At 54.8% G+C, this 22,252-nt stretch carries 21 protein-coding genes; 13 read left to right on the top strand and 8 right to left on the bottom strand.

The genetic code is table 11. The features are described from left to right. The first annotated feature begins 15 nt into the window (after positions 1-15). The 4 genes from cpdA to C2U53_RS05680 all read left to right on the top strand — a co-directional run bounded on the left by cpdA (position 16) and on the right by C2U53_RS05680 (position 4,705). Positions 16-843, top strand: coding sequence for a 3',5'-cyclic-AMP phosphodiesterase (cpdA, locus tag C2U53_RS05695; RefSeq protein WP_061070590.1), 828 nt, complete (start codon positions 16-18; stop codon positions 841-843). Then, positions 843-1,424 carry an esterase YqiA gene (gene yqiA, locus C2U53_RS05690; protein ID WP_042998167.1) on the top strand — a complete coding sequence of 194 codons (582 nt, stop codon included), beginning with the start codon at positions 843-845 and terminating at the stop codon, positions 1,422-1,424. The genes cpdA and yqiA overlap by 1 nt, the downstream gene beginning before the upstream one ends. A 27-nt stretch (positions 1,425-1,451) precedes the next feature. Beyond that, positions 1,452-3,344: a DNA topoisomerase IV subunit B gene (gene parE, locus C2U53_RS05685; protein WP_042998166.1), complete on the top strand. Its 1,893-nt coding sequence runs from the start codon at positions 1,452-1,454 to the stop codon at positions 3,342-3,344. A 176-nt stretch (positions 3,345-3,520) separates the two neighbouring features. Continuing rightward, complete coding sequence (locus C2U53_RS05680) at positions 3,521-4,705, top strand: PLP-dependent aminotransferase family protein (protein WP_042998165.1); 1,185 nt, start codon at positions 3,521-3,523, stop codon at positions 4,703-4,705. A 54-nt stretch (positions 4,706-4,759) separates the two neighbouring features. Here the strand turns inward: C2U53_RS05680 and C2U53_RS05675 are convergent, their stop codons facing one another. The 4 genes from C2U53_RS05675 to qseB form a co-directional block, all read right to left on the bottom strand. After that, on the bottom strand, positions 4,760-5,074 hold the full coding sequence (locus C2U53_RS05675) for a putative quinol monooxygenase (RefSeq protein ID WP_042998164.1): 315 nt from the start codon (positions 5,072-5,074) through the stop codon (positions 4,760-4,762). 30 nt (positions 5,075-5,104) lie between these two features. Continuing rightward, the gene (locus C2U53_RS05670) at positions 5,105-5,686 is read right to left on the bottom strand and encodes an NAD(P)H-dependent oxidoreductase (protein WP_044329019.1); all 582 of its coding nucleotides are present in this window, start codon (positions 5,684-5,686) and stop codon (positions 5,105-5,107) included. A 106-nt stretch (positions 5,687-5,792) separates the two neighbouring features. Continuing rightward, positions 5,793-7,142 carry a quorum sensing histidine kinase QseC gene (gene qseC / locus C2U53_RS05665; RefSeq protein ID WP_104445719.1) on the bottom strand — a complete coding sequence of 450 codons (1,350 nt, stop codon included), beginning with the start codon at positions 7,140-7,142 and terminating at the stop codon, positions 5,793-5,795. Beyond that, positions 7,133-7,798 (bottom strand): quorum sensing response regulator transcription factor QseB, encoded by a 666-nt coding sequence (gene qseB, locus C2U53_RS05660; RefSeq protein ID WP_044255734.1) that lies wholly within the window; start codon positions 7,796-7,798, stop codon positions 7,133-7,135. The genes qseC and qseB overlap by 10 nt, the downstream gene beginning before the upstream one ends. 151 nt (positions 7,799-7,949) lie before the next feature. On the opposite strand from qseB, the gene C2U53_RS05655 reads away from it, so the two are divergent. The 5 genes from C2U53_RS05655 (at position 7,950) to C2U53_RS05635 (ending at position 15,563) form a co-directional block, all read left to right on the top strand. Further along, positions 7,950-8,342 (top strand): YgiW/YdeI family stress tolerance OB fold protein, encoded by a 393-nt coding sequence (locus C2U53_RS05655; RefSeq protein WP_042324346.1) that lies wholly within the window; start codon positions 7,950-7,952, stop codon positions 8,340-8,342. A gap of 130 nt (positions 8,343-8,472) precedes the next feature. Next, a complete protein-coding gene (gene parC / locus C2U53_RS05650; protein WP_104445718.1) occupies positions 8,473-10,731 on the top strand; it encodes a DNA topoisomerase IV subunit A in 2,259 nt (752 codons plus the stop codon). A gap of 278 nt (positions 10,732-11,009) precedes the next feature. Next, complete coding sequence (plsC, locus tag C2U53_RS05645; protein WP_042998159.1) at positions 11,010-11,747, top strand: 1-acylglycerol-3-phosphate O-acyltransferase; 738 nt, start codon at positions 11,010-11,012, stop codon at positions 11,745-11,747. A 122-nt stretch (positions 11,748-11,869) separates the two neighbouring features. Beyond that, positions 11,870-13,282: a cell division protein FtsP gene (ftsP, locus tag C2U53_RS05640; RefSeq protein WP_042998158.1), complete on the top strand. Its 1,413-nt coding sequence runs from the start codon at positions 11,870-11,872 to the stop codon at positions 13,280-13,282. Between the two features lie 109 nt (positions 13,283-13,391). Beyond that, positions 13,392-15,563, top strand: coding sequence for a YgiQ family radical SAM protein (locus C2U53_RS05635; RefSeq protein ID WP_044265606.1), 2,172 nt, complete (start codon positions 13,392-13,394; stop codon positions 15,561-15,563). Between the two features lie 47 nt (positions 15,564-15,610). On the opposite strand, the gene dkgA is transcribed toward C2U53_RS05635, so the two are convergent. Beyond that, a complete protein-coding gene (gene dkgA, locus C2U53_RS05630; RefSeq protein WP_042998156.1) occupies positions 15,611-16,438 on the bottom strand; it encodes a 2,5-didehydrogluconate reductase DkgA in 828 nt (275 codons plus the stop codon). Between the two features lie 104 nt (positions 16,439-16,542). Beyond that, on the bottom strand, positions 16,543-17,706 hold the full coding sequence (gene yqhD / locus C2U53_RS05625; RefSeq protein WP_042998155.1) for an alcohol dehydrogenase: 1,164 nt from the start codon (positions 17,704-17,706) through the stop codon (positions 16,543-16,545). Between the two features lie 49 nt (positions 17,707-17,755). On the opposite strand from yqhD, the gene C2U53_RS30570 reads away from it, so the two are divergent. Then, the gene (locus C2U53_RS30570; RefSeq protein ID WP_099433653.1) at positions 17,756-17,884 is read left to right on the top strand and encodes a hypothetical protein; all 129 of its coding nucleotides are present in this window, start codon (positions 17,756-17,758) and stop codon (positions 17,882-17,884) included. Between the two features lie 14 nt (positions 17,885-17,898). Beyond that, the gene (locus tag C2U53_RS05620) at positions 17,899-18,798 is read left to right on the top strand and encodes an AraC family transcriptional regulator (RefSeq protein ID WP_042998154.1); all 900 of its coding nucleotides are present in this window, start codon (positions 17,899-17,901) and stop codon (positions 18,796-18,798) included. Between the two features lie 51 nt (positions 18,799-18,849). Here the strand turns inward: C2U53_RS05620 and yghB are convergent, their stop codons facing one another. Both yghB and metC read right to left on the bottom strand, forming a co-directional pair. After that, on the bottom strand, positions 18,850-19,509 hold the full coding sequence (yghB, locus tag C2U53_RS05615) for a DedA family general envelope maintenance protein YghB (RefSeq protein ID WP_042998153.1): 660 nt from the start codon (positions 19,507-19,509) through the stop codon (positions 18,850-18,852). Positions 19,510-19,648: 139 nt separating this feature from the next. After that, the gene (metC, locus tag C2U53_RS05610) at positions 19,649-20,836 is read right to left on the bottom strand and encodes a cystathionine beta-lyase (RefSeq protein ID WP_104445717.1); all 1,188 of its coding nucleotides are present in this window, start codon (positions 20,834-20,836) and stop codon (positions 19,649-19,651) included. 249 nt (positions 20,837-21,085) lie between these two features. Here metC and exbB point away from each other — a divergent pair, with 249 nt between their 5' ends. Then, the gene (exbB, locus tag C2U53_RS05600; protein ID WP_042998151.1) at positions 21,086-21,820 is read left to right on the top strand and encodes a tol-pal system-associated acyl-CoA thioesterase; all 735 of its coding nucleotides are present in this window, start codon (positions 21,086-21,088) and stop codon (positions 21,818-21,820) included. Positions 21,821-21,826: 6 nt separating this feature from the next. Further along, a complete protein-coding gene (exbD, locus tag C2U53_RS05595) occupies positions 21,827-22,252 on the top strand; it encodes a TonB system transport protein ExbD (protein WP_042324207.1) in 426 nt (141 codons plus the stop codon).

Here is a 22,252-nt window from a genome sequence, read left to right as displayed (position 1 = left end):
ACCTAAGGACACCATTTGGAAAGCCTGTTAAACCTTTCTCTGGCTGGTGAGGCCAGGGTCAGGATCTTACAAATTACTGATACTCACCTGTTTGCCGAAAAGCACGAAACGCTATTGGGCGTAAACACCTGGGAAAGCTACCAGGCCGTGTTGGATGCCATTCATGCCGAGGGGCAGGAATACGATCTGATCGTGGCGACAGGTGATTTAGCTCAGGATCAAACCTCTGCGGCTTATCAGCATTTTGCTGAAGGCATCGCAAGCTTTCGTGCGCCTTGCGTTTGGTTGCCCGGTAATCATGACTTCCAGCCTGCGATGTATAGCGCATTACAAGAGGCGGGGATCTCCCCTGCAAAATGCGTCATGGTTGGCGAGCAGTGGCAAATTCTGCTGCTGGACAGTCAGGTCTTCGGCGTACCTCACGGTGAACTGAGCGAATTTCAGCTCGAGTGGCTGGAGCGTAAACTTGCTGCGGCCCCTGAGCGTCACACTCTGTTGCTTCTGCATCATCACCCCATGCCTGCGGGATGCAGTTGGCTGGATCAACACAGCCTGCGTAACGCGGCGGAACTGGACAACGTGCTGGTGAACTATCCGCGCGTGAAATATCTGCTTTGCGGGCATATTCATCAGGAACTGGATCTCGACTGGAATGGCCGCCGTCTGCTGGCGACGCCCTCCACCTGCGTTCAGTTCAAACCCCATTGTGCGAACTTTACCCTTGATAGCATCGGCCCTGGCTGGCGTACGCTGGAGCTGTTTGCCGACGGTACGTTGAAAACAGACGTCTGTCGTTTGCAAGGGACTGAGTTCCGACCTGATACCGCTTCTGAAGGCTACTGATGTCTACGCTTCTCTACCTGCACGGCTTCAATAGCTCGCCCCGTTCGGCGAAGGCCTGCCTGCTGAAAAACTGGCTGCACGAACACTATCCTCATGTCGAGATGGTTGTGCCGCAGCTGCCGCCGTATCCGGCCGATGCCGCAGAGATGCTGGAGTCTATCGTACTGGAGCATGGCGGCGAGGCGCTGGGCGTGGTGGGATCATCATTAGGCGGTTATTACGCCACCTGGCTGTCACAGTGCTTTATGCTGCCCGCGGTTGTCGTCAACCCGGCTGTCCGGCCATTTGAACTGTTGACTGACTACCTCGGTCAGAACGAGAACCCCTACACGGGGCAGCAATATGTGCTAGAGTCACGCCATATTTACGATCTTAAAGTCATGCAGATCGACCCGCTGGAAGCGTCGGATTTAATCTGGCTGCTGCAACAGACGGGAGATGAAGTGCTGGACTACCGCCAGGCAGTGGCGTATTACGCCTCATGCCGCCAGACTGTTATTGAAGGTGGAAACCATGCATTCACGGGCTTCGAAGATTATTTCAACCCGATTGTCGATTTCCTTGGACTGCACAGTTGCTGACAATCATTTCGAATTGCTATTAAAACCATGACGCAAACTTATAACGCTGATGCCATTGAGGTACTCACTGGGCTTGAGCCGGTACGCCGTCGCCCAGGGATGTATACCGATACGACCCGCCCTAACCATCTTGGGCAGGAAGTGATTGATAACAGTGTCGATGAAGCACTGGCGGGCCACGCGAAACGCGTGGATGTGATTTTACATGCCGATCAATCTCTGGAAGTTATCGACGACGGTCGCGGCATGCCCGTGGACATTCACCCGGAAGAGGGCGTTCCGGCGGTTGAACTGATCCTCTGTCGGCTGCACGCGGGCGGCAAGTTCTCGAACAAGAACTATCAGTTCTCCGGCGGCCTGCACGGCGTAGGGATCTCCGTGGTCAACGCCCTGTCGAAGCGCGTGGAAGTGAACGTGCGTCGTGATGGTCAGGTGTATAACATTGCGTTTGAGAACGGCGACAAGGTTCAGGATTTGCAGGTTGTTGGCACCTGCGGCAAGCGTAATACCGGCACCAGCGTCCATTTCTGGCCTGACGAAACCTTTTTCGACAGCCCGCGTTTTTCTGTCTCGCGCTTAACGCACGTGCTGAAAGCCAAAGCTGTGCTGTGCCCTGGCGTTGAAATCACCTTTAAAGATGAAGTTAATAACAGCGAACAGCGCTGGTGCTATCAGGATGGCCTGAACGATTATCTGCGCGAAGCGGTAAACGGCCTGCCGACGCTGCCGGAAAAACCGTTCATCGGCAATTTTTCCGGTGACACGGAAACGGTCGACTGGGCGCTGCTGTGGTTGCCGGAAGGCGGCGAACTGCTGACCGAAAGCTACGTGAACCTGATCCCGACCATGCAGGGCGGGACGCACGTCAATGGTCTGCGTCAGGGGCTGCTCGACGCGATGCGTGAGTTCTGCGAATACCGCAACATTCTGCCGCGCGGCGTGAAGCTCTCAGCGGAAGATATCTGGGATCGCTGCGCCTACGTGCTGTCGGTGAAAATGCAGGATCCACAGTTTGCCGGACAGACCAAAGAACGTTTGTCGTCGCGTCAGTGTGCAGCGTTCGTCTCTGGTGTGGTGAAAGATGCCTTCAGCCTGTGGCTGAACCAGAACGTCCAGTCAGCCGAGCAGTTAGCGGAGATGGTGATCTCCAGCGCTCAGCGCCGACTGCGCGCGGCGAAAAAAGTGGTGCGTAAAAAGCTGACCAGCGGTCCGGCGCTGCCGGGAAAACTGGCGGACTGTACCGCGCAGGATCTGAATCGTACCGAACTGTTCCTGGTGGAAGGGGACTCGGCGGGCGGCTCCGCCAAGCAGGCGCGCGATCGTGAATATCAGGCGATCATGCCGCTGAAGGGTAAGATCCTGAACACCTGGGAAGTCTCTTCTGATGAAGTACTGGCCTCACAGGAAGTGCACGATATTTCTGTCGCGATCGGCATCGATCCGGACAGCGACGATCTGAGCCAGTTACGTTACGGTAAGATCTGTATCCTGGCGGATGCGGACTCCGATGGTCTGCACATCGCCACGCTACTGTGCGCGCTGTTTGTGAAGCATTTCCGCACGCTGGTGAAACATGGACACGTCTACGTCGCGCTACCGCCGTTGTACCGAATTGACCTCGGCAAAGAGGTTTATTACGCGCTGACGGAAGAAGAGAAAGCGGGCGTACTGGAACAGTTGAAGCGCAAGAAAGGCAAGCCAAACGTACAGCGCTTTAAAGGACTGGGTGAAATGAACCCGATGCAGTTGCGTGAAACCACGCTGGATCCCAACACGCGTCGTCTGGTCCAGCTCGTCATTGATGATGAGGACGATCAGCGCACTAACGCCATGATGGATATGCTGCTGGCGAAGAAACGCTCTGAAGATCGCCGTAACTGGTTGCAGGAAAAAGGCGACCTCGCAGATATCGACGGGTAATTATACGTTTCATTGTTAATAAAAAGGGTAAGCCATGATGGCTTACCCTTTTGCTTTCAGGATATCTGATTGATCTTGCCAGAGAGGTCTATTAGGCTCAATCGAGGCGAGAACGCGGATTGACGTTATGGCACTGACCGGGGATGGACGCCAAAAATACATAATAAGGAAACAGGATGAACAACACACATCTGTCTAAGAGCGTCGACGCCCTTAAACCCTCCGCTATAAGGGAATTACTCAAACATAGCAAAATGCCTGGCGTGATATCGCTGGGCGGCGGTATTCCCAGCCCGGAACTGTTTGATAATACAGGGCTGGAAATGGCCACGCGTAACATGATGGAAAACCAGTTTCTGGATGCGTTCCAGTACGGTCTGAGTGAAGGTTTTCCGCCTCTGCGGGAAGCGATCGCTCAGTTGTGTCAGAAACGAGGCATTCAGGCCGCGTCCGACGCCATTCTGGTGACCAATGGGTCCCAGCAGTCGCTGGATATTCTGGTGAGAACGCTGATCAATCCGGGCGACAAAGTGGTCGTCGAACGTCCGACCTATCTTGCCGCCTTGCAGGTGCTGCAACTGTCTCAGGCGGATATTCTGTCTGTTGGTACCGATAAAGACGGCATGATCGTAGACGATCTGGAAGTTTTGCTGCAGAACAACACGATCAAGTTTGTGTACATCGTGCCGACGTTCGGTAACCCCGGTGGCGTGGTTCTTAGTGATTCCCGTCGTCAGAAGTTGGTTCAACTGGCGAAACAGCATGACTTTGCCATCATCGAAGACGATCCCTACGGTGAAATCAATTTCACCGGCGAGACCTATAAAACGCTGTTCCAGCATGCCCGAGAGAGCGGATGCCCTGAGCAGGTGATTTATACCTCGACTTTTTCCAAGATTCTGGCTCCAGGCCTGCGTGTGGGTTGGGTGGTACTGCCGGAATGGATCAGACAAAAAGCGACCATCGTTAAACAGGCGACCGATCTGCATACCAGCGCGCATTCGCAGGCAATGGCCGCCAGCTATTTGACGTTAGGCCGTCTGGACGATCAAATTCAGCTCATTCGTCAGGCGTACCGTGAGAAGTGCTATTTGCTGGCGGACGCGATTCGCAGCGAACTGGGCGAGCATATCTCATTCCATATGCCGCAGGGTGGGATGTTCCTGTGGGGGACGTTCCGTGATGATTTTGATACCACGGCATGGCTTTCCCGCACACTGCAGGAAAAAGTGGTATTCGTGCCGGGAGAGTTCTTCTTCTGTGATAAGCCGGACAAACGGACGCTACGGATGTCTTTTGCGACGCCAACGGCGGATGAGCTTGAAGAAGCGGTACGGAGATTGAAAAAAGCGTTGCCCTGAGGTCGCTGTTGCCGGGTCTGACGCTGATGGCTGACCCGGCGCAACGCGGTATGTTTAAATACCGGATTCCAGAATACGAATATTCATCTCCAGCACATCGCCCTTAACGGCTTCGCTGTAGGCTTTCATATGCGGGGTTTGCAGGTGCGCTTCAAGATGCGCGATGCTTTCCCACTGCTCAATCATCACGATTGAATCAGGCGCCATGGTCTGAAAACTCACGTTTGCCGCATGATCTACCATCGGCGCGTAGCCGTGGCAGCCTTCTTCTTTCAGTACGGTTGGAACAATTTTCGCAAACTGATCGAGGACGGCCTGACGGTGATGTTGTCCCGGACGGGTGCGGATTTCAGCAATAACTGTAAGCATGGTTAACTCCTTCTAATTCCAGGTTACCAGTTAACCAAAAATCGCCTGCAGATGCTCGCGATATTCTGCAACAGAACGTGGTACATCCGGCATTTTAATGACGTCATTGGTAATAAAGGTCGGCAGCGCTTCCATTCCAAGGAATTGATTCGCCTTATGGAACGGCAGATAAACGCCATCAACGCCCACGCCGTGGAAAAACTGATCTTTATCGGTGAAGGCTTCCATCGGTGCGTTCCAGGTCAGAGAAAGCATGTATTTTTTCCCCTGAATCAGACCGCCGGAGCCGTATTTCTTCGAAGCATCTGAGCGGGTACGACCATCGCTGGCATACAGTGTGCCGTGGCCTTCGGTGAACACGTCATCAATGTATTTTTTCACGGTCCACGGCGCACCCATCCACCAGCCTGGCATTTGCCAGATAACCACGTCCGCCCAGACGAAGTTCTGCACTTCTTCTTTCACGTCGTAATCGCTGTCAGCGCGGACGATTTTGACGCTATGCCCGAGGTCGCGCAGAGTGCCGTCGGCGACTTCCGTCAGGGTGTCGTTCAATTGGCCGTTGGAGTGTGCGAATTTTTTCGCGCCGTTGATAATCAGGATGTTGCTCATTATTAATCCTCTGAAATGCGTTTGAGGCTAATTTTACGTCAACAGCCGGTAGGGTGAAATTAGCAAAATGTGCAAAGTCTTTTGCATCTGGCGCAATAATCGACGATTACCACTTCACTATCGCGATAAAACCCCCGTCTGGCGCATTGTCAAACGACACTGTCATTGTGTGTAAGGCGGCAATGCGACGGACAATCGACAGGCCCAGCCCGCTGCCGGTAACCTGCTGTCCGGGCGGACGATAAAAGCGTTCGCCAATGTGAGGCAGGACTTCTGCCGTGACGCCGAGGCCGTTGTCTCTGACCGTAAACTGCCGGGCGTCAAGCGTGACATCCACCTCGCTACCTTTGGGGCTGTAGCGGATGGCGTTATCCAGCAGATTGCGCACCAGCAAACTGAGCAGTAGCGGTTGCCCGGTGTGCGTCACATTATGAGCGTTGATCTGCAAACGCACATCAATCTGCGCCTGCTGAGCGGGTTGCCAGATGTCCATTACCGCAGACTGAAGCACTTCCTCAAGAGAGAGCGTGGCGACGTCCTGCAGGTTATCCAGCGAGTCGAGACGGGAAAGCGTCAGCAACTGGTCGACCAGACGCGTGGCACGATCGATGCCCGTATGGAGTTGCATCAGCGCTTTCTCGCGTGCCTGCGGATCATCATCAGAAAGCTGCGCCACCTCCGTCTGGACTTTTAGCGCCGTTAACGGACTACGCAGTTCGTGGGCGGCGTCTGAGGTAAAGCGCCGTTCGCGCACCATCATCTTATGGGTACGGGTAAAAAGCTGGTTGAGCGATTCGACCAGCGGGCGCACTTCACTCGGGACGCCGTGTGAGCTGAGCGGCTCGCTGGATTCCGGATCGCGCAGACGCAACGCCTGCGCCAGCTTTTTAAGCGGCATGAGCTCCCGATGCAGCAGCATAATCAACAGCAGCAGCATCAGCGGCAGGGCGATAAGCCAGGGAACCAGTTGCGCCGTCACAATCGCCAGCGCCATATCTTCACGGTATTCCCACTCCTGACCGACCACGATGCGGTACTTACCATCGGAGGAAGTCAGCCAGATAAAACGCCATTTATCGTCATCGCCATTTAACTTGCCGTCATCAAAGCCTTCCCGGCGGTAGCTATAGGGGATGTTCTGACCATTATCGCCGTCGTGCAGCACCATCTTACCGTCCGTGGTGTAGACGGCAAAGGTCAGCGCATCATCATCAACATGACCGTGCTTGAATTTCTTTGGCGTATGCGCCATCCGTTCGGTGGCGTGCAGTTCATTGATATCGAGCGTAACCAGGCGTTTGGCGAAGAGCATCAACTGGGTATCAAACAGTTCATCAACGTTATCCGTTGTTTTTTTCCAGGCGACAAAACTCGATGCCGCCCAGGTAATGGCTGACAGAATCAGAAAAATGAGGGTAAGCCTGACGCGCAGGCTGAGTCGCTGGGTCACGATGATACCTCGCCAAGCGTATAGCCGATGCCGTGAACGGTGCGAATGAAATTGCTGCCCAGCTTGCGTCGCAGATGGTGGACGTGCACTTCAACGGCATTGCTGGTGACCTCTTCGTCCCAGTTATACAGCTTCTCTTCAATGAGCTTGCGCGGCAGCACGCGACCTTTATTACGCATCAGTAATTCCAGAAGTGCGAACTCTTTTGGCTTGAGTATCAATGGCTCACCCGCCAGCGTCGCGACCCGATCGCCGGGACGTAAGCTCACCCGCCCGTGGCGTAATTCACTGCTGGCCTGACCGCTGGCGCGACGCATCAGAGCCTCCAGTCTGGCGGCGACTTCTATCAGTGCAAAGGGCTTACACAGATAATCATCGGCTCCGAGTCGAAGGCCTTCCACACGCTCGGCCAGCGCATCGCGCGCGGTGAGGATCAGCACCGGCTCGCGCTTTCCCTGTTCGCGCCAGTCGCGCAGAATATCGCGCCCGTCCATTCCCGGCAGCGTGAGATCGAGGATCACCGCGTCGTAAGGCGCGCTGTAGAGCGCTTCTTTTCCCTGACGACCTTCGGTAAACCAGTCGACGCTAAAGCCCATTTTACTCAGCCCGGTTTTAATGCCGTCACCAATCAACGCATCATCTTCAACCAGTAAAATTCGCATATTTTCATCCCTGCACCCGCTGTGATAAAGGCAAGTAAACCGCGATGTTGCACGTGATGTACAGCAAAAAAGAGACTTTTTTTGCCTTAAGAACTTGTTAAGGATTACCGTATTTAATGGATGTGAAATGACATCAAAGGGAGAAATGATCATGAAAAAACTGGCTGCAATTGTTGCCGTCATGGCGCTCTGCTCCGCACCGGTTCTGGCCGCGCAGCAGGGTGGTTTTTCTGGCCCGTCCGCGACGCAAACGCAGAGCGGCGGCTTCCAGGGGCCTAACGGTAGTAGCACGACGGTAGAAAGTGCGAAATCCTTGCGTGATGACACCTGGGTGACGCTGCGCGGCAACATCGTTGAACGTATTTCCGATGACCTCTATCTGTTTAAAGATGCGACAGGCACCATCAATGTCGATATCGACCACAAACGCTGGAATGGCGTGACGGTTACCCCGCAGGATACCGTTGAAATTCAGGGTGAAGTGGATAAAGACTGGAATTCCGTTGAAATTGACGTGAAGCAAATCAGTAAAGTCAGCAAATAATCCCTGTCAGGGCCGCGTTCGCGGCCCTTTTCTTTGTGACTCAACGCGTCAGATAAGGTAGTATCTGCGGCAATATTGCCTGAAAAGATACCGGGTATCAGGCGGGCTTACAGTTGAGGAATCACGATTAATGAGCGATATGGCAGAGCGCCTTGCGCTGCATGAATTCACGGAAAACGCCTATCTGAATTACTCCATGTACGTCATCATGGACAGGGCGTTGCCGTTTATTGGTGATGGTCTGAAACCCGTTCAGCGCCGCATCGTCTATGCGATGTCAGAGCTGGGGCTGAATGCCAGCGCCAAATTTAAAAAATCCGCCCGTACCGTCGGCGACGTGTTGGGTAAATATCACCCGCACGGAAACAGCGCCTGCTATGAGGCCATGGTGCTGATGGCGCAGCCGTTCTCTTACCGTTATCCGCTGGTTGATGGCCAGGGGAACTGGGGGGCGCCGGACGATCCGAAATCCTTCGCGGCGATGCGTTATACCGAATCCCGCCTGTCCAGATACGCCGAACTGCTGCTGAGTGAACTCGGCCAGGGAACCGCTGACTGGGTGCCAAACTTCGACGGAACAATGCAGGAGCCGAAAATGCTGCCTGCGCGTCTGCCGAACATCCTGCTTAACGGTACAACCGGTATCGCGGTCGGCATGGCGACCGATATTCCGCCGCACAACCTGCGTGAAGTGGCAAAAGCCGCGATCACCCTGATTGAGCAGCCGAAAACCACGCTGGACGAGGTGCTGGACATTGTCCACGGCCCGGACTACCCGACCGAAGCGGAAATCATTACCCCGCGCGCCGAGATTCGTAAAATTTATGAAAACGGGCGCGGCTCTGTGCGCATGCGCGCGGTGTGGAAGAAAGAAGACGGCGCGGTGGTAATTACCGCGCTGCCGCACCAGGTTTCCGGCGCGCGCGTGCTGGAGCAAATCGCCGCCCAGATGCGCAATAAAAAGCTGCCGATGGTAGACGATTTGCGCGATGAGTCAGACCACGAAAACCCGACCCGTCTGGTGGTGGTGCCGCGTTCCAATCGCGTGGACATGGAACAGGTGATGAACCACCTGTTTGCCACCACCGATCTGGAAAAGAGCTATCGCATTAACCTTAATATGATCGGTCTTGACGGGCGTCCGGCGGTGAAAAACCTGCTGGAGATCCTCACCGAATGGCTGGCGTTCCGTCGCGATACCGTGCGTCGTCGCCTGAACTATCGCCTCGAGAAAGTCCTCAAACGCCTGCATATCCTGGAAGGTTTGCTGGTGGCGTTTCTCAATATTGACGAAGTCATTGAGATCATCCGTACGGAAGATGAGCCGAAACCCGCGCTGATGTCGCGTTTTGGTATTACCGAAACGCAGGCCGAAGCGATCCTCGAACTGAAATTGCGTCATCTCGCCAAACTGGAAGAGATGAAGATTCGCGGTGAGCAGGATGAACTGGCGAAAGAACGCGATCAGCTACAGGCGATCCTCGCGTCTGAACGCAAAATGAATACCCTGCTGAAGAAAGAGCTGCAGGCCGATGCCGACGCCTATGGTGACGATCGTCGTTCACCGCTTCGCGAGCGCGAAGAAGCGAAAGCAATGAGCGAACACGACATGTTGCCGTCTGAGCCTGTGACGATCGTGTTGTCGCAGATGGGCTGGGTGCGTAGCGCCAAAGGTCATGACATCGACGCACAGGGACTGAACTACAAAGCGGGCGACAGCTTTAAATCCGCTGTGAAAGGGAAGAGCAACCAGCCAGTGGTGTTTATCGATACCACCGGACGTAGTTATGCCATTGATCCGATCACGCTGCCGTCGGCGCGCGGTCAGGGCGAACCGTTGACCGGCAAACTGACGCTGCCGCCAGGCGCGACCGTTGAGCACATGCTGATGGAAGGCGATGAGCAGAAACTGCTGATGGCATCCGATGCGGGTTACGGTTTTGTCTGTACGTTCAACGATCTGGTGGCGCGCAACCGTGCCGGTAAGACACTCATCACGCTGCCGGAAAACGCCCGCGTGATGCCGCCGGTGGTGATTGAAGATGAAACGGATATGCTGCTGGCGATAACGACGGCCGGACGTATGCTGATGTTCCCGGTCAGCGATCTGCCGCAGTTGTCGAAAGGCAAAGGGAATAAGATCATCAACATTCCGTCTGCGGATGCGGCGCGTGGTGACGATGCGCTGGCGCTACTGTATGTTCTGCCGCCGCAAAGTACGCTGACGATTCACGTCGGGAAACGCAAAATCAAGCTGCGCCCTGAGGAATTGCAGAAAGTGACCGGCGAGCGCGGCCGTCGCGGGACGTTGATGCGCGGTTTGCAACGCATCGATCGCATCGACATTGATTCGCCGCGTCGTGCCAGCAGTGGCGACAGCGAAGAGTAAAATGCTGTTAAACGCCTGAAGGCATAAGTAGGCCTGATAAGAGGCAACGCGCCGCCATCAGGCAACACTATCGTGCCGGATGGCGGCGTTAATACCTTATCCGGCCTGCGGTTGTAACGATACCGCCAGGCCGGATGACAGTAAAATTTCCCGTAAAACCGTTGTTTATTCGTGAGTCGCGATTAACAATACAGTTTTCCAGAGAGCCACATTAACAATACCCTAACCTGATAGCAGGTGACGTAGAATCCCGGGCTCTTAGGCCTTCAGAGGTTGTTATGCTATTTATTTTTCGACTTATTATTACCGTTATCTATTCCATTCTGGTTTGTGTTTTCGGTTCTCTTTACTGCCTGCTCAGCCCGCGTAACCCAAAACACGTCGCGACCTTCGGGCATATGTTTGGTCGCCTGGCGCCGCTGTTCGGCCTGAAGGTAGAGTGCCGTAAACCCGCGGATGCGGAAAGCTACGGCAACGCTATCTATATCGCTAACCATCAGAATAACTACGATATGGTGACCGCCGCGAATATCGTGCAGCCGCCCACCGTGACCGTCGGGAAGAAGAGCCTGTTGTGGATCCCGTTTTTTGGTCAGCTTTACTGGCTGACAGGGAACCTGCTGATCGACCGTAATAACCGCGCAAAAGCGCACGGCACGATTGCTGAAGTGGTGAATCATTTTAAAAAGCGTCGTATCTCCATCTGGATGTTTCCGGAAGGCACCCGCAGCCGGGGTCGTGGCCTGCTGCCGTTTAAAACCGGGGCGTTTCATGCCGCGATTGCGGCTGGCGTCCCGATTATTCCGGTGTGCGTTTCCAATACCTCGAATAAAATTAATCTGAATCGCCTGAAGAATGGTCTGGTGATTGTGGAGATGCTGCCGCCGGTGGATATCAGTCAGTATGGCAAAGATCAGGTTCGTGAACTGGCCGCGCACTGCCGCTCGTTGATGGAACAAAAGATCGCTGAACTGGATAAAGAAGTCGCCGAGCGCGAAGCCGCCGGAAAAGTGTGATTCAGCGATAAATGCTTACTCATTCGTGCTGCAAGCCAACGCGCATGCAGCCTGGAGTATGACGAGTTTTTGCAGGAAACGAGTTCCTGCCCGTAATTTAGCCAGTTTTACATGGAGCTTATATGTCACTCAGTCGGCGTCAGTTCATTCAGGCATCGGGGATCGCGCTGTGCGCAGGTGCCGTTCCGCTGAGGGCCCATGCTGCCGGTCAGCAACAGCCGCTGCCCGTTCCGCCGCTACTGGAGTCCCGCCGGGGCCAGCCGCTGTTTATGACGCTGCAGCGTTCGCACTGGTCCTTTACCCAGGGCACGCGAGCGCCGGTCTGGGGGATTAACGGGCGTTATCTCGGGCCGACGATCCGCGTCTGGAAAGGGGATGACGTTAAGCTGATCTACAGTAACCGTCTGGCAGAAAACGTCTCGATGACTATCGCCGGTCTTCAGGTGCCGGGTCCGCTGATGGGCGGTCCGGCGCGCATGATGTCGCCAAACGCGGACTGGGCGCCGGTACTGCCCATCCGTCAGAATGCCGCCACGCTGTGGTACCACGCCAATACGCCGAACCGTACCGCGCAGCAGGTTTATAATGGCCTGGCCGGGATGTGGCTGGTTGAAGATGAGGTCAGTAAATCGCTGCCGATCCCCAACCATTACGGTGTCGATGACTTCCCGATTATTATTCAGGACAAGCGGCTGGATAACTTCGGCACGCCGGAATACAGCGAGCCTGGCAGCGGCGGTTTTGTCGGCGATACGCTGTTGGTCAACGGCGTCCAAAGCCCTTACGTGGAAGTGTCCCGTGGCTGGGTGCGTCTGCGTTTGCTGAATGCCTCTAACTCCCGTCGTTATCAGTTGCAGATGAGCGACGGTCGCGCGCTGCATGTTATCTCCGGCGACCAGGGCTTTTTGCCGGCACCGGTGTCGGTAAAACAGTTGTCGCTGGCACCCGGCGAGCGCCGCGAAATTCTGGTTGATATGACCAATGGCGATGAAGTGTCGATTACCTGCGGTGAGGCAGCGAGCATTGTCGACCGGATCCGGGGGTTCTTTGAACCGTCGAGCATTCTGGTGTCCACGCTGGTGTTAACGCTGCGCCCAACCGGTCTGTTGCCACTGGTGACCGACAGCCTGCCGATGCGTCTGCTGCCGACCGAGATCATGAGCGGTACGCCAATTCGCAGTCGCGACATCAGTCTGGGCGACGATCCAGGCATCAACGGCCAGTTATGGGACGTCAACCGCATTGATATCACTGCGCAGCAGGGTTCCTGGGAGCGCTGGACGGTGCGGGCCGATATGCCGCAGTCATTCCATATTGAAGGGGTGTCGTTCCTCGTGCGTAACGTCAACGGCGCGATGCCATTCCCGGAAGATCGTGGCTGGAAAGATACCGTCTGGGTGGATGGGCAGGTAGAGCTGCTGGTTTACTACGGACAGCCGTCCTGGGCGCATTTCCCGTTTTACTTCCACAGCCAGACGCTGGAAATGGCGGACCGTGGTTCAATCGGTCAGATTCTGGTGAATCCGGCGGCGTAATCCTCCTCTCTCTCGCGACGATGCGAGAGAGATTATCCTTCGATTTCTCATTCGTTCCGGCATATAATCGCCGGCCTTTGATTATTTTTTTACCATTTTTGGAAGCACTATGAGCGCAATATCCCTGATCCAGCCAGACAGAGATCTCTTCTCCTGGCCTCAGTACTGGGCGGCCTGTTTTGGTCCCGCTCCTTTTTTGCCGATGTCACGCGACGAAATGGATCAACTTGGCTGGGATAGCTGCGACATTATTCTGGTAACCGGCGACGCCTATGTCGATCACCCGAGTTTTGGTATGGCGATTTGTGGTCGAATGCTGGAAGCACAGGGCTTCCGTGTCGGCATCATTGCGCAGCCGGACTGGAACAGCAAAGACGACTTTATGCGTCTGGGCAAACCGAACCTGTTCTTTGGCGTAACCGCTGGCAACATGGACTCGATGATCAACCGCTACACTGCCGATCGCCGCCTGCGCCATGACGATGCCTACACGCCGGATAACGTCGCGGGCAAGCGCCCGGACCGCGCCACGCTGGTCTATACCCAGCGCTGTAAAGAGGCGTGGAAAGATGTGCCGGTGATCCTCGGTGGTATTGAAGCGAGCCTGCGTCGTACCGCGCATTACGATTACTGGTCTGATACTGTGCGCCGTTCCGTGCTGGTGGATTCTAAAGCCGATATGCTGATGTTTGGCAACGGCGAGCGTCCGCTGGTGGAAGTGGCGCACCGACTGGCGATGGGTGAAACCATCGATCAGATCCGCGATGTGCGTAACACGGCGATTATGGTGAAAGAAGCGCTGCCTGGCTGGAGCGGTGTCGATTCCACGCGTCTGGATACGCCGGGGAAAATCGATCCGATCCCGCATCCGTATGGTGAAGATTTGCCGTGCGCCGACAACAAACCGGTTTCCCCGAAAAAGCAGGAAGCGAAAGCCATTACCGTGCAGCCCGCGCGTCCGAAACCGTGGGAAAAAACCTACGTTCTGCTGCCGTCCTTTGAAAAAGTGAAGGGCGACAAAGTGCTGTATGCGCACGCTTCGCGGATCCTGCACCATGAAACCAACCCAGGCTGTGCGCGTGCGCTGATGCAAAAGCATGGCGATCGCTACATCTGGATCAACCCGCCAGCGATCCCACTCTCTACTGAAGAGATGGACAGCGTTTTTGCCCTGCCATATAAGCGCGTGCCACACCCGGCATACGGCAACAGCCGCATCCCGGCCTACGAGATGATCCGTTTCTCGATCAACATCATGCGCGGCTGTTTCGGTGGTTGCTCGTTCTGTTCGATCACCGAACACGAAGGACGCATTATTCAGAGCCGTTCTGAAGATTCAATCATCAATGAGATTGAAGCGATCCGCGATACCGTGCCGGGTTTTACCGGCGTGATCTCCGATCTCGGCGGACCGACGGCCAACATGTATATGCTGCGCTGTAAGTCACCGCGCGCAGAACAGACCTGTCGTCGTCTGTCGTGTGTTTATCCGGATATCTGTCCGCATATGGATACCAACCACGAGCCGACGATTAACCTCTATCGCCGCGCGCGCGATCTGAAAGGCATCAAGAAGATCCTGATCGCCTCCGGCGTGCGTTACGACATCGCAGTGGAAGATCCGCGCTATATCAAAGAGCTGGCGAGCCACCACGTCGGCGGTTATCTGAAGATTGCGCCGGAACATACCGAAGAAGGGCCGTTGTCGAAGATGATGAAGCCGGGTATGGGCAGCTATGACCGCTTCAAACAACTGTTCGATCTCTACTCGAAGCAGGCCGGGAAAGAGCAGTATCTGATCCCGTACTTCATCTCCGCGCATCCGGGAACGCGTGACGAGGATATGGTGAATCTGGCGCTGTGGTTGAAGAAACATCGCTTCCGTCTCGATCAGGTGCAGAACTTCTATCCGTCGCCGCTGGCCAACTCGACCACCATGTATTACACCGGCAAAAACCCGCTGGGTAAGATTGGCTATAAGAGTGAAGATGTGGTGGTGCCGAAGGGAGATAAGCAGCGTCGTCTGCATAAAGCGCTGCTGCGTTACCACGATCCGGCTAACTGGCCGATGATCCGTCAGGCGCTGGAAGAGATGGGGAAAAAGCATCTGATTGGCGGACGCCGTGAGTGCCTGGTACCGGCGCCAACGCTGGAAGAGATGCGCGAAGCGCGCCGTCAGAACCGTAACACCCGTCCGGCGCTGACCAAACACACGCCGGTGGCGCATCAGCGTCAGACGCCAGCCGCCAATAAAAAGCGTACCAAAGTCGCCGGGCGATAATGGGGTTGCCCGGTGGTAAACACCGGGCTTATTAAAAGAGAAGGGAATTAGCCGCCGAACTGATCCGGATCGGGCCCCAGGCGCTTGCCCTGATCGAGCTTCGCAATCTCACCAAGTTCGTCTTTGTCGAGTCGGAAATCCCAGACGTCGAAGTTCTCGGCGATACGCGATGGCGTGACGGATTTCGGGATCACGACCAGACCGTTATCCAGATGCCAGCGAATGACAATCTGCGCCGGTGTTTTACCGTATTTATCCGCCAGATCACGAATGATTTTTTGATCGAAAACGCCTTCGCCGCCCTGTGCCAGCGGACTCCAGGATTCCGTCTGGATTTTGTGCGTCGCATTCCACGCGTGTAGCTGGCGCTGTTGCATCAGCGGATGCAGTTCGATCTGGTTAATCACCGGCGTAACGCCCGTTTCGTCAATCAGGCGCTGGAGGTGGTTGACCTGGAAATTACACACACCGATGCTCTTAATCAGCCCCTCTTTTTGCAGATCGATCATGCCTTGCCAGGCGGAAACATAGTGATCGATTGCCGGAACCGGCCAGTGCATCAGATACAGGTCGAGATAATCTAACTGGAGTTTTTCCAGACTCTCCATCAACGCGTCGCGGGGGCGTTTCTGATCGTCATTCCATAGCTTGGTGGTGATGAACAACTCATCGCGGGGGAGACCTGCGCTGGCTAACGCTTTGCCGACGCCGTCTTCATTTTTGTAGGCGGCGGCGGTATCTATGGACCGATAGCCGACTTCCAGTGCTTTATGAATGGCGGAGACGACCTCGTCGTTACCGGCTTTCCATACGCCTAACCCCAGTTGGGGCATTACATTGCCATCCTGAAGCTTAATTACGGTTTGGTTTGCCATTTTTCCTCCTTCATGTGCTCATCACCGGAGGGGGACTCCGGTGATGTAAGGTGACTTAAGTCTGGACGAAATGCCCAAAAACGAAAGTCAGAGGTGAAAAAAGCTTAGCGCGCTGCCTCGTAAATGCGGCGGCTGACATCCAGGGTAATGTCTTTATGCTCACCCAGTTGCGTCATGCCGTGCTCTTCCAGTTTCGCCAGCAGAGCCGGGATTGAACTGCCGTCAAGGCCATAGCCAGACAGGCGAGTCGGGACGCCCAGTTGCTCGAAGAAATTACGGGTGGCTGCAATCGCGGCATCAATACGCTCATCTTCAGAACCGTCGGTGATGTTCCACACGCGCTCTGCATATTGCAGCAGTTTTTCGCGTTTGGTATCGCGTTTTTCATTCCACAGTGCGGGCAGAACGACCGCCAGCGTCTGAGCGTGATCCAGACCGTGCATCGCTGTTAGTTCATGGCCCAACATATGAGTTGCCCAGTCCTGCGGCACGCCTGCGCCAATCAGACCGTTCAGCGCCTGGGTGGCTGCCCACATAACGTTCGCACGTACATCGTAGTTTTCCGGGTCTTTTAGCGCTTTCGGGCCATCTTCCACCAGCGTCAGCAGAATGCCCTCCGCGAAGCGATCCTGAATTTTGGCATCAACCGGATATGTGACGTACTGTTCAACGGTATGCACAAACGCATCAACCACACCGTTCGCCACCTGACGTGGCGGAAGGGTGTAGGTATAAACCGGATCCAGTACCGCAAAGACCGGCTGCACATGGGCAGAATGGAAGGCCTGTTTGTCGCCGGTGGTTTTACGCGAGATAACCGCGCCTTTGTTGGATTCAGAACCGGTCGCCGGCAGCGTCAGCACAGAACCCATCGGGATTGCGCTTTTGATATCGCTACCGCTGGTTTGCAGGATATGCCACGGGTCAACGCCATCCGCATAGTGGGCGGCAGCAGCGATGAATTTGGTGCCATCAAGAACAGAACCCCCGCCGACGGCCAGCAGGAAGGTAATGTTCTCTTCACGGGCGATGTTGACTGCGTTCATCAGCGTTTCATACGACGGGTTAGGCTCAATGCCGCCAAATTCGCGCACGTCCAGGCCTTTCAGCGCCTCCTGGACCTGCGCCAGTACGCCCGTCTTTTTCACGCTGCCGCCGCCGTAGGTGATCAGCACGCGTGCGTCTTGTGGGATTTGTGCGCGCAGTTCAGCGATTGCGCCTTTACCAAACAGAATGCGGGTCGGGGTATGCAGATTAAAGTTATTCATTGCTCGTTCCCTTATGTGGGTAAAAAAAGAGGGCAGGAGGGTCTGCCGGATGGAGAACATTGTGGTCGTGCGCGGCTATCCTCTCAATGCTCATTTCTGCCAATGTCTTGCCCATTTCTCCAGGGCGCTGGAGAAAAGCGATAAATTTGCGCACAATCAAGGCGTCGTCATCCGTTGAGAAAATAACCCGTTATGAACCGCGAAGAGATCTGTTTACTGCTGACAGATAAAGTTAAGCAGTTGAAAAACAATGAACATAAGCTCAATGAGCTGCTGCCGGACATCCGTCTGCTGTACGGTACTGAACCGGGTTTACGGACACCCGTGATGTACGACCCCGGCATCATATTTCTCTTTTCCGGTCATAAAATCGGTTACATCAATGAGCGGGTTTTCCGTTATGACGCCAATGAATACCTGCTGCTGACCGTACCTTTACCCTTCGAATGTGAAACCTATGCGACTCCGGACGTACCGCTCGCCGGATTTCGCATCAATGTCGATATCCTGCAATTGCAGGAACTGCTGATGGACATTGGCGAAGACGAACACTTTCAGCCGTCGATGGCGGCAAGTGGGATCAACTCCGCCACGCTCTCAGAAGAGATCCTCTGCGCGGCGGAACGTCTGCTCGACGTCATGGAGCGACCGCTGGACGCACGGATCCTCGGTAAACAGATTATCCGTGAAATCCTCTATCACGTTCTGACCGGGCCACGCGGCGGCGCGCTGCTGGCGCTGGTGAGTCGCCAGACCCATTTCAGCCTGATTAGCCGTGTGCTCAAACGCATTGAAAATAAGTACACCGAAAACCTCAACGTCGAGCAACTGGCGGCCGAAGCCAATATGAGCGTTTCTGCGTTCCATCATAATTTTAAGTCAGTGACCAGCACATCGCCGTTGCAGTATCTGAAAACCTATCGGTTACATAAAGCGCGGATGATGATAATTCACGACGGCATGAAGGCCAGCGCGGCGGCAATGCGGGTGGGTTATGAAAGCGCGTCGCAGTTTAGTCGTGAATTTAAGCGCTATTTCGGGGTGACGCCGGGGGAAGATGCGGCGCGGATCCGCACTATGCAGGGGAGTTAACGTTATTGTGAGTCAGCCGGATGAACGACGTGTCATCCGGCTGGATTCAGGTCAGGCGCTGCAGTATTTCTTCTTAATCACTACCACCACCGTGCCGATCAACCCCGCCGCCAGCAGAAAAATGGGCAGGATCATCAGGAAGGTCATGACCTGATCTTCATGGCGCTTCACAAACGGGATCATGCTAAGTGCGTAGCCAAAGCTGGTGACCACGCCGACCCACAGCAGCCCGCTCAGCCAGTTGAAAAACTGGAAGCGACGGTTAGAGAGCCCGGAAATCCCCGCCATGGTTGGCAGTAGTGTGCGCACGAACGCCAGAAAACGGCCTGCCAACAGCGCCAGCAGACCGTGACGGTCAAACATGCAGGTCGCGCGCTGGTGGTATTTCGCCGGAAGTTGCGCCAGCCAGCCTTTTACCGTTCGCGTATTGCCCAGCCAGCGTCCCTGAATGTAACTGAGCCAACAGCCGAGGCTGGCCGCTGTCGTCAGGATCAGCAGGGTAGGAACAAAGCTCATGACGCCTTGCGCGACCAATGCGCCTGCTAAGAGCAGCAGACTATCGCCGGGCAAAAATGAGGCCGGTAACAGGCCATTCTCTAAAAACAGCGTGGCAAACATCACAAAGTAGACGACGCTAACAACATGTGGGTCCGCCAGCGCGGCAAAATCATGTTGCCAGAGCGCAGCGATAATATCTTGAATGACAGCCATGGACTTTCCTGTGGAACAGCGTTTACGCCTTAATAATCCTATTGTACTCCTGAACGGACCCGGATGACTTGATCCCGGGCGCAACAAATGCAGACAATTTCGTTCGACGTGTCTGCATAGATGTCCATTGGCGTCAATTTTACACGAGGCGGGAAAATCCGGCGGCTAAATCTGCAATCAGATCGTCAACATTCTCTAAACCAATGTGGAGACGAATCAGTGTGCCGCTGAAATCCACACCCCCTTCCGGGCGAATTTCTGCAATCTGTTCAGGCTGATTGGCCAGAATCAGCGACTCAAAACCGCCCCATGAATAGGCCATGCTGAAGAGGCTGAAGTGATCCAGATAAGCGGACAGCTCGTCATTATTGAGCTTTTTATTCAGCACAAACGAGAACAAGCCGCTGCTCCCCGTAAAGTCACGTTTCCAGAATTCGTGTCCTTTACTGCCTGGTAACGCCGGATGATTGACCCGCGCGACCTGCGGATGGGCTGCCAGCCATTCGGCAATTTTCAGACTGCTTTCATGATGCTGGCGCAGACGCACGCCCAGGGTGCGCATCCCGCGGCTGGTCATATAGGCCGTATCGGCATCGACCATTTGTCCCATCAAATAGGCATTCTCGCGCAGTTGATCCCAACAGCGGGCGTTCGAAACGGCGGTGCCGACCATGGCATCCGAGTGACCAATCAGGTACTTGGTCCCGGCCTGAATCGAAATATCAACGCCGAAGTCGAGGGCTTTAAACAATATGCCCGCCGCCCAGGTGTTATCGATCATAATGATGGCGTCCGGCACAACGCGTCTGACAGCGGCGACAATTGCCGGGACGTCGTGGACTTCCATGGTCACGGAACCCGGAGACTCGAGGAAAACGACTTTGGTGTTGGGCTGAAGATGCTTAACTATGTCAGCGCCAATCAGCGGATCGAACCAGCCAGTGGTCACACCCAGTTTGCCGAGGATTTTGGTGCAGAAATCCTGGCTCGGCTCATAGGCCGTATTGGTCATCAGCACGTGATCGCCCTGTTCGACAAAAGCCAGAATCGTATTGGCGACGGCCGCCGCGCCGCAGGGGAAGAGCGCACAGCCGGCGCCGCCTTCGAGTTCACACATCGCTTCCTGCAGCGAGAAATGGGTTAATGTGCCGCGGCGCCCGTAAAAAAGTTCGCCGTTGGCGCGGTTGCGGGTGGCGTGCTTTTTGGCTTCGACCGTTTCAAAAACCAGCGAAGAAGCGCGCTGAATCACACTATTCACTGAGCCCAGCGTGTATTTTTTACTGCGCCCTGCGCCGACCAGTCGGGTGTCCAGTTGTTTATCTGCCATGTTGGGTTTCCTGTTTTTATACGTCTGGACGTCTAAACTATCACGAATGGAAAAATGCGCATCCCCAGGAACGGGATAAAGCACAATATTTTATCAAAATCGCCTCCCGTGACGTTTTACTGCGTAAGCGCAAGGAAAAGAAACCAAAGGTGCGGCACTATGTAAATAGTAATGAGAACGACTATCAATTCGACGTCGTTTTGATATTATTACGCTCAGAATTTGTGATTTGCGTCCTGGAGATACAGAGTGGGTAATAATTTGATGCAGACGGATCTTTCCGTCTGGGGTATGTATCAGCACGCCGATATCGTGGTTAAGTGCGTGATGATTGGTCTGATTCTGGCGTCAGTGGTCACCTGGGCTATCTTCTTCAGTAAGAGCGTTGAGTTCTTCTCCCTGAAGCGTCGGCTTAAACGCGAACAGCAGCTGTTGGCGGACGCCCGCTCTCTGGATCAGGCAAGCGATATCGCAGCAAACTTTGGCGCCAAAAGCTTAAGCACCCAATTGCTCAATGAAGCGCAGAACGAACTGGAACTGTCTCAGGGCAGTGAAGACAACGAAGGCATTAAAGAGCGTACCGGTTTTCGTCTGGAGCGTCGCGTTGCGGCAGCGGGACGTCAGATGGGGCGCGGAAATGGCTACCTGGCGACCATCGGGGCGATTTCGCCATTTGTCGGTCTCTTCGGTACGGTCTGGGGTATCATGAACAGTTTCATCGGGATTGCACAAACGCAGACCACTAACCTCGCCGTCGTCGCCCCCGGTATTGCAGAAGCACTGCTGGCGACAGCCATCGGTCTGGTTGCGGCCATTCCTGCGGTGGTTATCTATAACATCTTTGCCCGTCAGATTGGCGGTCTTAAAGCGATGCTGGGCGATGTAGCGGCACAGGTGCTGTTACTGCAAAGCCGCGACCTGGATCTGGATGCAAGCGCATCTGCCCGTCCGGTGCGTACCGCGCAGAAATTACGTGTAGGGTAATGTTTCATGGCAATGCGTCTTAATGAAAATCTGGACGATAACGGTGAAATGCATGAAATCAACGTGACGCCGTTTATCGACGTTATGCTGGTACTGCTGATCATCTTTATGGTGGCTGCGCCGCTGGCGACAGTGGATGTGAAGGTCAATCTGCCCGCGTCCTCCAGTACGCCGCAACCGCGTCCGGAAAAACCGGTTTATCTGTCGGTCAAAGCGGACAACAGCATGTTCATTGGTAACGATCCGGTGACGGACGAGACCATGGTGGCAGAACTGAACGCGCTGACCGAAGGGAAGAAAGACACCACGATCTTCTTCCGTGCGGATAAAACCGTCGACTATGAAACCCTGATGAAGGTGATGGACACGTTGCATCAGGCTGGTTATCTGAAGATCGGTCTGGTCGGCGAAGAAGTCGCGAAAGCGAAATAA

The organism is Citrobacter sp. CFNIH10 (assembly GCF_002934585.1).
In the GTDB taxonomy this organism is placed as follows: domain Bacteria; phylum Pseudomonadota; class Gammaproteobacteria; order Enterobacterales; family Enterobacteriaceae; genus Citrobacter_A; species Citrobacter_A amalonaticus.
The sequence above is the reverse complement of the archived record's forward strand: the minus strand, read 5'-3'. Positions and strand labels throughout refer to the sequence as shown.